The organism is Soonwooa sp. T0.1_25, assembly GCF_057652215.1.
Genome location: NZ_JBYFBZ010000001.1, coordinates 305,293 through 318,819 on the forward strand (window position 1 = coordinate 305,293; position 13,527 = coordinate 318,819).

General features: G+C 33.9%; 14 protein-coding genes. 2 read left to right on the plus strand and 12 right to left on the minus strand.

Annotation, left to right across the window (positions count from 1 at the left end; all coding sequences use genetic code 11):
• The first annotated feature begins 1 nt into the window (after window position 1).
• Window positions 2-838: a hypothetical protein gene (locus AC23MB_RS01475; RefSeq protein ID WP_312321604.1), complete on the plus strand. Its 837-nt coding sequence runs from the start codon at window positions 2-4 to the stop codon at window positions 836-838.
• A gap of 3 nt (window positions 839-841) precedes the next feature.
• The gene (gene pth / locus AC23MB_RS01480) at window positions 842-1,405 is read left to right on the plus strand and encodes an aminoacyl-tRNA hydrolase (RefSeq protein ID WP_312321605.1); all 564 of its coding nucleotides are present in this window, start codon (window positions 842-844) and stop codon (window positions 1,403-1,405) included.
• Between the two features lie 71 nt (window positions 1,406-1,476).
• Here pth and AC23MB_RS01485 read toward each other — a convergent pair whose 3' ends face one another.
• From AC23MB_RS01485 to AC23MB_RS01540, 12 genes are all read right to left on the minus strand, one after another.
• Window positions 1,477-3,069 carry a SulP family inorganic anion transporter gene (locus AC23MB_RS01485; protein WP_312321607.1) on the minus strand — a complete coding sequence of 531 codons (1,593 nt, stop codon included), beginning with the start codon at window positions 3,067-3,069 and terminating at the stop codon, window positions 1,477-1,479.
• Window positions 3,070-3,197: 128 nt separating this feature from the next.
• Window positions 3,198-3,494 (minus strand): hypothetical protein, encoded by a 297-nt coding sequence (locus AC23MB_RS01490; protein ID WP_313027289.1) that lies wholly within the window; start codon window positions 3,492-3,494, stop codon window positions 3,198-3,200.
• A gap of 30 nt (window positions 3,495-3,524) precedes the next feature.
• Window positions 3,525-4,193 carry a carbonic anhydrase gene (locus tag AC23MB_RS01495; protein WP_313027284.1) on the minus strand — a complete coding sequence of 223 codons (669 nt, stop codon included), beginning with the start codon at window positions 4,191-4,193 and terminating at the stop codon, window positions 3,525-3,527.
• 121 nt (window positions 4,194-4,314) lie between these two features.
• Complete coding sequence (locus AC23MB_RS01500; protein ID WP_312321612.1) at window positions 4,315-4,872, minus strand: serine acetyltransferase; 558 nt, start codon at window positions 4,870-4,872, stop codon at window positions 4,315-4,317.
• A 9-nt stretch (window positions 4,873-4,881) separates the two neighbouring features.
• The gene (locus AC23MB_RS01505) at window positions 4,882-6,030 is read right to left on the minus strand and encodes a glycosyltransferase (protein ID WP_487786500.1); all 1,149 of its coding nucleotides are present in this window, start codon (window positions 6,028-6,030) and stop codon (window positions 4,882-4,884) included.
• Window positions 6,031-6,051: 21 nt separating this feature from the next.
• A complete protein-coding gene (locus tag AC23MB_RS01510; RefSeq protein ID WP_487786351.1) occupies window positions 6,052-7,200 on the minus strand; it encodes a glycosyltransferase in 1,149 nt (382 codons plus the stop codon).
• A gap of 5 nt (window positions 7,201-7,205) precedes the next feature.
• The gene (locus tag AC23MB_RS01515) at window positions 7,206-8,138 is read right to left on the minus strand and encodes a hypothetical protein (protein WP_487786352.1); all 933 of its coding nucleotides are present in this window, start codon (window positions 8,136-8,138) and stop codon (window positions 7,206-7,208) included.
• Between the two features lie 5 nt (window positions 8,139-8,143).
• The gene (locus AC23MB_RS01520; RefSeq protein ID WP_487786353.1) at window positions 8,144-9,586 is read right to left on the minus strand and encodes an MBOAT family O-acyltransferase; all 1,443 of its coding nucleotides are present in this window, start codon (window positions 9,584-9,586) and stop codon (window positions 8,144-8,146) included.
• 3 nt (window positions 9,587-9,589) lie between these two features.
• Entirely contained in the window at window positions 9,590-10,498 is a 909-nt protein-coding gene (locus AC23MB_RS01525) for a glycosyltransferase family A protein (RefSeq protein ID WP_487786354.1), read from the minus strand.
• Window positions 10,485-11,678 carry a glycosyltransferase gene (locus AC23MB_RS01530; protein WP_487786355.1) on the minus strand — a complete coding sequence of 398 codons (1,194 nt, stop codon included), beginning with the start codon at window positions 11,676-11,678 and terminating at the stop codon, window positions 10,485-10,487. Before AC23MB_RS01530 ends, AC23MB_RS01525 begins: the two co-directional genes overlap by 14 nt.
• A 16-nt stretch (window positions 11,679-11,694) precedes the next feature.
• Complete coding sequence (locus AC23MB_RS01535) at window positions 11,695-12,717, minus strand: glycosyltransferase (RefSeq protein ID WP_313027255.1); 1,023 nt, start codon at window positions 12,715-12,717, stop codon at window positions 11,695-11,697.
• Window positions 12,717-13,523: a glycosyltransferase family 2 protein gene (locus tag AC23MB_RS01540; RefSeq protein ID WP_374329184.1), complete on the minus strand. Its 807-nt coding sequence runs from the start codon at window positions 13,521-13,523 to the stop codon at window positions 12,717-12,719. Before AC23MB_RS01540 ends, AC23MB_RS01535 begins: the two co-directional genes overlap by 1 nt.
• Window positions 13,524-13,527: the final 4 nt, after the last annotated feature.

Genomic DNA, 13,527 nt, shown 5'->3' on the forward strand with positions numbered 1-13,527 from the left:
GATGAAATTAAGTTTCAAAATTTTAGTTGTTGTTGGTGCTTTTTTAATCACAAGTTCTTGTGACTCTACAAGAGACATAACTGGGGATTCGTTAGTAGGGGTTAATTATGGTAATACAAATACATCAGTCAAAAAGCTAAAAAAAATTGAAGATACGAATGGAGACGGGGATGTTTTAACAACCACTTATACATACGACGCAGATAAGCTTACAAAAGTATATTCCAAATCTAGTCATGGAAATGAGTATACGTATGTTCTTGTTTATAACGGAACAGAGTTATCGCAAATAAAGCAAACTCAAAAAGAAGAGGGCGAGTCGCAAATGGATACAACCTATGATTTGGTATACACTGGAGGAAAGCTAACTTCTATGAAAGCTGTCGCAAAATCTAGTGATGTTGAGGTTTATAATATTGATACACAGTTTAGATATTCAGCAAGTAATATTTCTGGTGCTAAATCTACTTTCAAAAATGGTACTAGTGAGATGGGAAGTTTGGATAGTACATTGGGTTTTACTGGAGCCAATCTTACTTCGTTTAAATTGACTTCAACGGTTCCGATTTTCCCGAAAGTGGAAATGCTAATGTCTAATTTTGATGATAAAAAGAATCCATTTGCAAATTTTCCTGAAGCTTTTAAAGCTTTTTCTATGAATTTCATGTTAGGTTCATCTTCGCCTGTCGCTATGTTTTCTCAAAACAACTATAAAACTATTAAAGTGGTTGGTGATAGTGTTTCTTATGATATGACATACACCTACAACACTGATAATTATCCAGTTGCTGGTACAAGAAGTGATAATGGTGGAAAAATTACTTTCGAATATTATTAAACTATGAAATATCTTATTGTTGGCTTAGGCAACAAAGGTGACGAATATACTGAGACCCGACATAATGTCGGGTTTAAAGTTGCTGAAAAAATCGCTGAAAAAATTGAAACGCCTTTCAAATCTAGTAATTTTGGATTGTTGGCAGAAGGTAAGCACAAAGGCCGAAAAGTTTTTGTTCTTAAACCTGATACCTACATGAATCTTAGCGGAAATGCGGTTAGATTTTGGATGCAAAAAGAGAATATTCCGTTGGAAAATGTTTTAGTGATTACCGATGATTTGGCTTTACCTTTCGGAACTTTAAGAATGAAAATGAAAGGTGGCGCAGGTGGTCATAACGGACTTAGAAATATTGAAGAAGTTCTTAATACAGGAAATTATACAAGACTTCGCTTTGGGATTTCTGCTGAGTTTAAAGATGGACAACAAGTCGATTATGTGCTCGGGAAATGGTCCGAAGAAGAAAATGAAAAACTACCAGAACGACTGGATAAGTTTGCGAATGCTAGTTTGTCTTTTGTGTTCGCTGGTGTGGGGAATACGATGACAGCTTTTAATGGTAAATAAAATCGAAAAGCGAACCAAATTTTGGTTCGCTTTTCTTTGATAGAATATAAGTGAAAAAAGAGTTTTTGTAATTAAATCGCTCTTCGATGCTCAATAATTACATGAGAATCTTCGTCGATTGCATAATCTTTATAAGAGGTTTTAAAACCAACTAATCGTACTTCGATATCTTCTTCTACAGCTCTAATATTAGCGAAATCTTGTATCATTTCCAATACATCTGTCGCAATGTAAGATGTGCCTCTCGCATCGATGGTTACGATAGAATTTGCTTTGATGTTTTTCAGCGTTTTCTTAATCGCGGCTTTATTTAAAAACGAAACTTCTTCTGCAAGTTTGATATTAATTTCATCTGCTGCGTTAAGTTTTTCTCGACTCAGATAATAAGCACGTTTCATATTACCCTGAAGAACATAGATAATCGAAATTGCCAAACCAATAGCCACACCTTTTAATAAATCTGTTGCTACAATTGCGATAATCGTTGCTATAAAAGGGATAAACTGATATTTTCCTTTGTGCCAAAAATGCATGATGTTTTTAGGACTTGCTAGTTTGTAACCAATTAAGATTAAAACGGCAGCCAAAGTCGCTAGCGGAATCATATTCAACAAAAATGGAATACTTAGCACACATACAAGTAGCAAAACACCATGTATCATCGTTGAGATTTTATTGGTTGCACCAGCGTTCGCATTTGCAGAACTTCGCACAACAACCGAAGTCATTGGAAGTCCACCAATTAAAGAACTCAAAATGTTACCAATGCCTTGCGCACGCAACTCTAGATTGGTGTCTGTAATTCTTCTTTTAGAATCGAGTCTGTCCGAAGCTTCGATACACAAAAGTGTTTCGATAGAAGCTACAATCGCAATCGTTGCACCAACAATCCAAACTTTATAGTTTAAAAAACCTTCAAAAGCTGGGAAAGTAATCATTGCTTTAAAATCGTCTGCCGTTTTCGGGACAGGAAGATTTACCAAATGCTCTTTTGAAATCGCTAAAGAACTTCCACTCGCTAAAAAGCTTTGATTTAAAACAATACCTGCAATAACAGCTACCAAAGCGCCTGGCAAAAGTTTTAGTTTCTTTAAAGCTTTAACTTTATCCCACATGAGTAGAATTGTTATTGAAACTAAAGTTACCACGATTGCTCCTGGATGGATCGCCGAAAGTAAATTACTAAAGAAGGCTGTATTAATTCCGTTGTCAAAAATTGATTCGCTTGCAATATTGCTGTTGTAACCTAATGCCAACGGTATTTGTTTAATAATGATAATAATACCAATACCAGCCAACATACCTTCGATAACGTTGTTGGGAAAATAGTTGGAAATACTACCAGCTCGAATAAAACCTAAGATTAGCTGTATAAGACCGGCGATAATACCAGCTGCTAAAAACAATTCAAAAGAGCCTAGGTCTGTGATGGCAGCAATAATAATGGCTGTAAGTCCTGCTGCTGGCCCCGATACCGAAATGTGCGAGTTACTAATAAATCCGACAACCAAGCCCCCGATAATACCTGAGATAATTCCTGCTAATGGTGGTGCGCCAGATGCTAATGCGATACCAAGACAAAGTGGTAAGGCAACTAAAAAGACGACAAGTCCTGATGGGAAATTCTCCTTGAATAAGCCCATGAAGTTTTTTGCTTTTTTCATATCCGAAAAAGTATAAGTATATAACCTCATTACTGACGTAACTGAAGTTTTCTACGTTGAAAATTTAATTTTAATTAATTGAATAAGAGGAGTTTCCCGATAGTTGATAAAGGGAAGCTTGATTAAAATTAAATCTGATTCGGAGGTGGCGAAAAAATAGGGATATACGGAGAGATACTCGCGTTGTCATCAATAAGGGTGAAAGATTTTTTGCCAAGATCAGATTCGAAAAACTTAATAAAGTCGTGTATCGAAAGTGGATTAGGCGTTACCTTTTCATTAAAAGATGACGAGCTTGTTTTTACTTCTTCTTCAGCAATCGATACATTAGTCGTTGGCAAATCCCATCCGAAAACCGCAGCCATACTCGGTAAGGCTGTGAAATTCATAAAGATTGCTAAAACTAAAATACTCAAATACTTCATAAGATTGCTTTAATAACAGTTTTTACAAGGTTATTTTTCCATTTTTGGAACCGACCAAGTAGATTCTGTCAAATCATAAATTTTCTGAATATTGTGAAGAATGCCTTCAAAATCAATATTCAAATCCTTTAATGTGCCAGTTTTCAAATCGAAAACCCATCCGTGCACAACGGGATAACCATTTTGGACAAAGCCTTTTTGTACTGCAGCAGCTTTCACTACGTTAATACACTGCTCTTGTACATTGAGTTCTACCAATCTGTCGAACTTTTGATGTTGGTCAGTGATTGCGTCTAACTCTTCTTGGTGTGTACGATACACGTCACGAATACTTCTTAACCAAGGGTTAAGTAGACCAAGGTCTGTCGATTGCATCGCTGCGTTAATACCGCCGCATCCATAATGTCCACATACAACAATGTGTTTCACTTTTAGATGACTAACCGCATACTCAATAACCGAATTAACATTCATGTCGATATTGTTAACCACGTTAGCAATATTTCTGTGAACGAAAATTTCACCAGGTTTCAATCCCATCAAGTCTTCTGCCGGAACTCTACTGTCGGAACATCCGATGTATAAAAATTCTGGGTTTTGACCTTCTGCTAAGTTTTTAAAAAAGTCTGCGTTGGTAGATTTCATTTCTTCTACCCATTGACGGTTGTTTTCAAAAACTTTGTTGTACGAATCTTGCATAAAAATATATATTTAAGGTTAAAATTACTTTAACTATTAAATACGGTGTTTTGATAGATTGAATCAATAATGATGCAAAAGTAATTTATTTTGATTAAAAAATTAAAAATATTAACAAAGTTTAATATTTTACTTTATTATTAATATAGCCTTCTGTGGCCATATTATTGGGTGTAATCTGCGCAGGATTGCCGATGACTACGGAGTTTTCTGGCACATCTGTACTTACATAAGCGTTAGGCGCGATAAGAACATTATTCCCAATTGTGATGCCACCAACAATAACGGCATTGGGACCAATCCAGACTTCGTCGCCAATAGTTGGTACGCCTTCGCGCCTTCCACGATTGGCTTGTGCGATGGTTACACCTTGTGCAATATTACAGTTGCGGCCAATCACAGCTTTTGGATTAATCACCAATTGTCCCCAATGTCCGAGATAAAATCCTTCGCCAATTTGAGTTTCTGCATAGATTTGGAAACCATATTTAATTTGATAATGACGAAGAATGAATCTGTAGATTTTCCCTGTTAATGAAGATTTGGGATGTTTTTGCGCATTTCGGAACCAATAGATATAATGCAGATTTGGACTAAAGCATTTTCTTAGTATCTGAAAATGTGACAAATATTGTCCACTTTCTCTGTAAAAATCTTTTTGAATGGTCGTATAAGACATATTGCAAAGTTAAAGATTATCGATAATATTTGTAATCCCTTTCACAGAATTTTTTAGGTTAAATGGCATTTCGTAATCTTGAAGTTTAGCCTGATAACTTTCAAAAGTTTGAGGATGTAATAAAGCTTTTTTCATACCTTTATAAATACCTTCTTCGGAGTTTTCTATGATTAAACCCAAGTCGCCATCATTTAACATTTCTCGAACGCCAGAAACATCGGTTGCTATAATATTTTTGTTAAGTGTCATCGCTTCGAATAAAACGGTCGGGAAGCCTTCGTAACGAGAACTTAAAATATAAAAATTCGCTCTTTTGAAATAAGGATAAGGATTGTCTGTAAAACCCAACATCGTCGCTGTGTTGTCAACGCCAAGTTCGGTTTTTAGTTTTTTAATATTTTCAAAATCATAGCCATCGCCAACGATGAGAAGTCGGTGGTCTAATCCTTCATTTATTAATTTTTTATGAGCTTTTAAAAGTCGATCAAATCCTTTCTGAGGGAAAACGGTTCCAACCGAAATGAAAGTCGGAAGTTTGTCATTAAATTTATAGTTTTCGACAGTTTTTTGTGCTTTTGTCAAAATCTCTTCCGTATCCAAAGGATTGAAAATTCTAACAATTTTAGATTTTTCAGTTTCGGAAATAGCAAGGTCTTCAAAAGTTTTTTTAATCTTTTCAGAAATAACCATCACTTTATCATATTTGAAAAAGCGTCTGATTTTTTCTTTGGTATAGCCTTCGACTTGCGTCAGATCATTATGGATCCACATCAGTTTTTTTGAGGATGTCAAAGGACTGTTGAGCACTTCGTCCATAAAACCATGGATGGCAGCAAACTCAATATCATATTGTTTGTTTTTGAGCTTTCGCTTATAAAGAATTTTTGGATATTTTTTTAATAAACGTTGATAGACAACACGATAGGCTTTTTTAGGAATGTCTTGTGGGCGATTGGTCGTAATCATTTCGCCTTTGTTGAGGTACATCACATTAACCCAAGACGGAACTTCGGTAAGATATTTCCCCGAATACAAGTTAAGCAAAAGGTCTACTTCGTATTTGTCTGACGGCAAATTTTTGAGAAAAGTCACCAAAACTTTCTCTGCACCACCATGTCTTAAGGAACCAATACGAATAAGGATTTTCTTTTTCAAAATGTAATTTTTACGATGTTAAAATTAATTATCGATTAAGGTTTTCCATTGTTGGATGATTTTATCTTTTCTCCATTTTGCAGACTCTTTATAACTTGACTTGTTAAGCTCTTCTAAGACATAGGGATTATCGATTAGATATTGAAGTTTTTCTGCAAACATTTTTTTGTCATGCATTGGGATGAGGTATCCGTTTTGCTGATTGACAATATCAGACGGTCCATATTTGCAATCATAAGAAATTAATGCGTTTGCAGTGAGGTTTGCTTCAATCAATACAGTTGGTAAGCATTCCGTTTTACTTGTAAACAAGAATGCTTTGCTGGTGCTTAAAGCTAAAAATATTTTATCGAGATTTTTTGTGCCAAGAATTTCTACTTTATTTTTGAGATTATTGTTGCCTTCTATATATTTTTTTAGTTTAGATTTTGAGGGGCCATCGCCTATGATTTTAAATTTAAAATTTTTTAGATCAACATTCTTAAGCACTTCTAAGGTTTCCAATACGTTTTTGTCACTATCTAATCGTCCTACAAATATTAAGTCATTTTTTTTGGTTTCAATTTTTTCAGAATCGAAGCTTTCGAAAGGTTGTCCAATAAGATTTGCGATTAGAAAAGAATTGGGATTGATTTGTTTGTAGTGTCCTAATGATGGTGAATTAAGACAAACAACAGCTTTAAAGTTTTTGTAATTATTTCTTAGTAAGTCTTTCCAGAGTTTGCCGCCGACTTCAAAGTTAGCATGTTCCCATGCAATTGTTTTAGCTGCAATTGTTTTGTTTCGAGCAATTTGAGATGAAAGTTTATACCAAGAAGATATAAGCACATCATACTCATGATGATTTTGCTTTAACCATTTTGATAACATTTCCCATTGTCCAAAATCGTAGATATAGTTTTTGATACTTTTTCTAGCTGGTAGTTTTCTAAAGTATTTATCAAGATTAACATTGATTTTAGTAAAACCCCAGTGCGAAAATGTGTCAATTTTAATAATTTTAATACGTGGATCAAGATGAAAAAAGCTGCCATCATTAGCCATTAGAACCAAAATACTTACATCATATCCAGCTTCACAAAGCTCATTAGCTAGAGAAGTTAAAACTCTAGCAACACCTCCAGGCTTAAAGAGTTTGTAATAAATAAATAATATTTTTTTGTTAGGTTTCATATGGATTATTTACTCAATAATTTTTTGACGTCGGTTACTAAAATTGGATTGAATTTTTCGACGGCAATTTGATTAAGGTGATTGCTATCGTAGAAGTCCGTTGAATCCTTTAATGGGAGTGCGTGTTGATAGCTTTTGTAAGTTCCTAAGCTCGATAAAAAGTGATCAACCTCGGCATTGTTATTAATTGCATCGTATAGTTTTTGAGTAATTGGTGTTTGGATAATGTAAACTTCGATACCCTTACTTTTTATATAGTTGATGTTGTTTGTTAATTCCTCTTTTTGATTATCACGAAGGTCCCAATGGGTTTTATCTTCTTTATTGAATATATTTTTACGATATTCAGTTTCAACAAAACCTGTTGGTTGTATATAATGATCACCACCTTGTATTAGCGCTTCTTTAAAATTTTTATTTAAACCAATGGTCTGACGAAAGCTGGAAAATAGTAAAGTGTTATATGCTAGCAAGTTATGGATTTCGTTCGCCATGTTAATAGCGTTAATATCAATTTTGTTATTACTTAATAAATCCAAAGAAGACTCAACGCCGTCAATTGTCAGAGTACCTGCATAAGCTTCGTAAAGCACCATTTTAGGTTTTATTTTGTCCAAATATTGATGCAATAATGCTTTGGTATTAATGGGCGTTTGAGAGCTTGATCCGAGATTAAAAGCCGTAATGCCTTCTTTTTCAAAAATTCTCGGATCTATACCACGATAGGCGTGTGAAGATCCAACGATGAGGACATCAATGTCTTTTGTCTTGGCAGCATCTTTCATCCTTGTAAAAGTATGCCCATAACAACCCATACAATTTCTAACATTTTTTGCCATAAAAGGAGGCATGATGGAACTCCAGAGTGGCATCACAATTATATAAAATAATATAGCAAAAACTGCAAATAGTCCTATGTTAATTAAAAATTTTTTCATTTGTGTTAGAATTGAAAATAAATAAATGGACTTTCTTCAGTTTGTAAAAATAATGCGATTAACATAATTATAAATGCATAAAAACTCAATCTGAGCCATCGTTTTTGGTTAAGTAAAAGTTTTTCGATGCCATAATTATTACGACGACCAAGCCATTCGACAACTAATAAAAATCCTACTAATATTAAAGTTCCTAAAGCACTCTTTTTAAGCTCTGGGAATTGAAACAAGCTTTTGTTAAAAATACCCCCAATGTAATCAAAAGCATGGGTTACAGAATTGGCGCGGAAAAATATCCAAGCAAAAACCGTCAAACCAAAAGTTACAATCATCTTGAATAACTCACTCAAAGATGGGAACATTCTATCGCCAGCAACTATTTCGAGGTTGTTTCTATTGGTTTTCATTACAATAGATGGCATAATAAATAAAGCATTTAGAAATCCCCAAAATATAAATGTCCAATTGGCTCCATGCCAAAATCCACTGACAATAAATATGATGAAAGTATTTCTAATTCTCATCCAATTGCCTCCCTTGCTACCACCTAATGGAATGTATAGGTAATCGCGGAACCATGTAGATAATGATATGTGCCATCTTCTCCAAAACTCTGCGATGTCACGAGAAAAGTAGGGATAGTTGAAGTTTTTAAGAAGATTAATTCCGAAGAGTTTCGCAACACCTAAAGCAATGTCGGAGTAGCCAGAAAAGTCACCATAAATTTGGAAAGTAAAAAATATTGCGCCTAAAACTAGATTTGAACCAGATTGCGCTTCTGGATTAGAAAATATTTCGTTGGCGTAAATGGCGCAGTTATCAGCAATCACCATTTTTTTAAAAAGCCCCCAAAGTATTTGGCGCATACCATCAACAGCCATAGGGTAGTTGAAAATCCGTGCTTTCTTAATTTGTGGGAGTAGGTGTGTTGCTCTTTCGATAGGACCAGCAACCAATAATGGGAAGAAACTTACAAAAACAGAATAGTCAACAAGGTTTCGCTCAGCTTTTATTCGGTCTTTGTAGATATCAATAATGTAAGAAAGTCCATGGAATGTATAGAATGAAATCCCAACTGGCAGGATTATGTTAAGTGTCCAAGGATGTACATTTAATCCAAAACCATTTAAGAACTCTGTTAATGAGGCTGCAAAGAAGTTATAATATTTAAAAAAACCTAAAAAGCCTAAGTTGATTCCTATACTTAAAGTCAGCCAGAATTTTTTCGATGAGGTTTGTTTTGCCTCTTCGATTTTTATTCCCGAATAGTAATCTAAAAATATTGAAAATGATAGTAAAAATGCAAAACGCCAATCCCAACAGCTGTAAAAATAAAAACTTGCAACTAGAAGTAGCAAATTTTGAAGCTTCATATTTTTACGTAGTATCCAATACAAAGCAAATACAATCGGCAAAAATATTGCGAAAGAAATAGAGTTAAATAACATCGGCTATTGTGTTTTTTTGTAGATCAACGTTAATGGAAAGATTAATGTTGACAGAACTTTAAAATTAGTGATTCCTTTATTAATTTCACTAAGATTTTTGTTATTTATTAAAGAATAGGTTTGATAACCTACTAGATTCCTTATTAAAACATTAGGATAGCTTGTAAGTTGTTTGTGATAGCAATTGAGAAAAGAGCGATAACCTTCCATCAATCCAAATGTATTTTTCCCAGTCCACCTCGTATTAGAGACCGATTGTTGGTCGCCTTCGTCCATGTGGTAATTGCGTACAATCTTATTGATAAAACGTGTTTTGATGCCTTGTGAATCGTAAATATTGAAAAATACAGATTGGGGGATGTAGCCTTTACCTTTATATTTTTCGTAGTCGAAGTTTTGTAAATATCGAAGATAAGTATTGGTGAAAAATATGCCATTTTTGTCACCTCTAACTTTGTATTTGTAACGCATATCAAAGATAGATCCATCAAATTCAATTGGGAATTTGTGCCCTACAACATTGCCTTCCTCATCAGCAGATAGCCCTATAACACCAATGTAATCGTTTTGATTTTTGATTTTTTCTGATTCTTCAAACAGTAACTTTAAAGAATTTTCTGGATAAGTGTCGTCCGAATCCAAAATCATAAAGTAAGGTGTCCGTATTTTTTTTATGCCCTCAAAAACGGTTATGAATTTATGTTGGTTTTCATTCCAAAAATAGTCTATGTCGATGATGTTTTCGTTTTTAAATTGTTCTACCAATTCTTTTGTCCCATCGGTTGACCCATCGTCCATAATGATCCATTTGAAGTCCTTAAAGTTTTGCTGTTTCAAAGATTCATAAGATCTTGTTATGGTATGCGCACGATTGTATGTTGGTGTAACAACTGTAATTTTAGGACTGCTCATTCTGTAGTTTTAATTGGTATTGTTGTTCAAAAACTTCGCAGATCTGTTTGTATATCTTTTGAGAATCAAACTTTTTATAGGATTCAGCAGTGTTTTTTCTTATTTTTTCAAATAATTCTGGTTGTGTAAATACTTTTTTCATGGCTTCGTAGATCTGCGATTCGTTATCATTAACTAACATACCATCGATGCCATCATCTATCATCTCTGGGATTCCTCCAACATTTGTACTAATTATAGGTATTTCCAATGCTAAAGCCTCGTTAATAACCAATGGATATGCTTCCGTTTTTGAAGGAAAAACAAAATAATCTGAATTTTTCATGTACGGAAAAGGATTAGTTTTTGTTCCCAATAATTTAAAAGTTTCTTGTACATCACACTCATTTATTTGTTGAGTCAAATTGTTTTTTTCTTCTCCATCTCCTAAAATTATGATGCTGTGGTCAAAACCTTCATTAATCAATTTTTGATGAATATTGATTAATGTGTGATAGGCTTTTCTTTTATTTAGTCTGCCAACAGAACAAAAAATGGGTTTTTTGAGGTTGTGAAGATCTACATTTGTGGCTAAAGATTTTTCTTTAACCTCGTCGGTTCGAATCGCGTTGTAGATTATCGAACTGCTAGGATATGTTATATGATAATATTTTTCAATTGCATTTCTAATATTTGCCGCACAAAATATTACATGATCAAATTTTTTTAATTTCTCGACTCTTTCCAAGGCGGTCTTTTGATTACGTTCATTTTTTTGATTCACATCATAAGAAATGTCAGTGTGAAACCAAGCAATTTTCCGCGATTTTTTATCAGGAGAGTTTAGTACCATGTCAAATTCTGCGTAGCTAGAGGCGATTTCTATATCGTATTTTTCACGAACTTTTAGATGATATAATATTGATGGAAATTTAGTATAGACCTCTAGCTTTATACGGCGAAAAACTATTTGTAAATTTTGGACTAATCTATTGGAGCTCATTTGCTCTTTACCCTTTTCTACAACGATAAGTTTGATGTCCTTGGGAATCTCTTTCACCAGTTCTCCTTGATACAGATTGAGCATCAGGGTTAAATCAAATCTATCCTTTGGGAGGTTGTTTAAAATATCTAAGATTACGCGTGGGACACCGCCCATCTCTAGTGATCGTAACCGAAATAGTATTTTTATTTTTTGCATGTTGTGTTTTATGTTCTCAGTTATCGACTTCAGCCCCTAGATTTCGATATTGTGTTTTAAATTTTTCTGACCATTTTTTCCATTCCAAATATTGCGCGTCGGGATGATTGGCTTGTTCTAAAAATGTTTTGATATAGTCGTCAGAAAAATCTTTTGGATAATTTTCCATGGCGTTAAACTTATCTGTGTACCAAGCTTCGTTAAGGATAAAATTCATTCTGTTAACATCAAAATTGTTTCCATATTCGTGATAAGATTCTGTTGCCGAAGATTTGAAAGTCGTTTTTAAAACCTCTTGTTTCGTTCGTGCAAAGATGGCTTTTTTATTGTTGTGATACCAAGCTGCGGCGTTTCGCAATTGTTGTTTTTCGTCAACTTTGCCTCTGGCGTCTTTCCAGATTTGTAACCAATAATCTTTCTGATACAGTCCCATCAGGATAGAATTAAGTGCCCAGTACTTTCTTTTTGTTGTGTTGTCGGCAATACCTAATTTATACAAAATCGTAAAAAATTTGTACTTGTTGTACATGAAAAGATCCATAACAAACTGATTCGATGTAAATGTTTTTTTAGGAATTACCGAATCAAAAATGCCAAAATTATTGACATCACAGTTTTTATCGTCCGAATAATTCCCAAGCCAACCTAGCTTTAACAAAGGAATTTTGCTTTTTTGCATTTCGGAAGTCAGTGTGTCAAAGTTAATCGGCTTTGTCATCCAGACGTCGTCTTCAGTTACCATAACATAATCCGAAGCCTTTTTAATTTGATTATACCAAAGGTCGGTGGGAATCGTAAAGCCATCAATTTTTTTTCCTGATGCAATATTCTGCTCAACAGCTTTAATCTTTTCAGGATATTGTTTTGATTTTAAAATAGAAATCGATGGATATTTTTGTTTAATCTTTTCTAAATACCGCAGAGGTGTACCATCATCCAAAACAAAAATGTTGAAATCTCCTTTAGCATTTTCCATAATAGAAGCAATGCAACGATCTAAGTAATAAGGTCGATTGAAAGATTTTATAATGATATCCATTAGCTTAGTTTTCGTAAAAGTTTTTTAAAAAAGCTATTTTCTTTTTCAAAAATATATTTTGGTAAGTCAGTTATTTCTGCCACATTCTTGCCATAAAGTTTGTTGATTTTTCTTCTGTGGCAAGTTGCAAAGATGACTTTATGCCAATTTTCCTTTAGTTTTGCTTTTTTCGATTTGTTTTGTGATACCCCTTTGTCATGCAGTCTATAGAGATACTGGAAAGAATTAATAAACTTGAAATTACCTTTTTCGTATAGTTTTAAATACAAATCTTGGTCGACAGCCGATGTTAATGCTGGGTTTATCCCTTCTGTCTGGTTGTATGTATATTTTTTAAAAGTAAAAAAGTGAGCAACTTCAAAATTAATGTTAAAGAACAAATTTTTATGTTGAGGTATTTCTCGAGAATATTTGAAATCGCCTACAGCTTCCCCTTTATCATTGACCAATTTAATTTTTGAATAAGTTGCAATACAGTTTTCGCCTTTATATGCTAAGGCCGATTCTTCGATTGCGGTATTCGTTAAAAAATCGTCTGGATCTAGGAAACCGCATATTTCTCCATTCGCTTCTTCGATACATCTCCTTTTAGTAAATCCAACTTTAGAATTGACATTGTTTCTAAAAAGTTGAATGCGAGAATCGGCTTTCGCTAATTCTTGTAATTTTTCGTACGAACCATCTGTAGAACAATCATCAACAATGATAATTTCTAAATTTTGGTAAGTCTGATTTTTTATAGAATTATAACAATCTTGAAAGTAATCCCAGTTGTTATAATGAGCAATTAATATAGAGAATAGCATAAAA

Bases quoted from the DNA above. Each gene is read 5' to 3' on its own strand.
- AC23MB_RS01475 (WP_312321604.1), top strand. From the start codon at position 2: ATGAAATTAAGTTTCAAAATTTTAGTTGTTGTTGGTGCTTTTTTAATC.
- pth (WP_312321605.1), top strand. From the start codon at position 842: ATGAAATATCTTATTGTTGGCTTAGGCAACAAAGGTGACGAATATACT.
- AC23MB_RS01485 (WP_312321607.1), bottom strand. From the start codon at position 3,069: ATGAAAAAAGCAAAAAACTTCATGGGCTTATTCAAGGAGAATTTCCCA.
- AC23MB_RS01490 (WP_313027289.1), bottom strand. From the start codon at position 3,494: ATGAAGTATTTGAGTATTTTAGTTTTAGCAATCTTTATGAATTTCACA.
- AC23MB_RS01495 (WP_313027284.1), bottom strand. From the start codon at position 4,193: ATGCAAGATTCGTACAACAAAGTTTTTGAAAACAACCGTCAATGGGTA.
- AC23MB_RS01500 (WP_312321612.1), bottom strand. From the start codon at position 4,872: ATGTCTTATACGACCATTCAAAAAGATTTTTACAGAGAAAGTGGACAA.
- AC23MB_RS01510 (WP_487786351.1), bottom strand. From the start codon at position 7,200: ATGAAACCTAACAAAAAAATATTATTTATTTATTACAAACTCTTTAAG.
- AC23MB_RS01515 (WP_487786352.1), bottom strand. From the start codon at position 8,138: ATGAAAAAATTTTTAATTAACATAGGACTATTTGCAGTTTTTGCTATA.
- AC23MB_RS01520 (WP_487786353.1), bottom strand. From the start codon at position 9,586: ATGTTATTTAACTCTATTTCTTTCGCAATATTTTTGCCGATTGTATTT.
- AC23MB_RS01525 (WP_487786354.1), bottom strand. From the start codon at position 10,498: ATGAGCAGTCCTAAAATTACAGTTGTTACACCAACATACAATCGTGCG.
- AC23MB_RS01530 (WP_487786355.1), bottom strand. From the start codon at position 11,678: ATGCAAAAAATAAAAATACTATTTCGGTTACGATCACTAGAGATGGGC.
- AC23MB_RS01535 (WP_313027255.1), bottom strand. From the start codon at position 12,717: ATGGATATCATTATAAAATCTTTCAATCGACCTTATTACTTAGATCGT.
- AC23MB_RS01540 (WP_374329184.1), bottom strand. From the start codon at position 13,523: ATGCTATTCTCTATATTAATTGCTCATTATAACAACTGGGATTACTTT.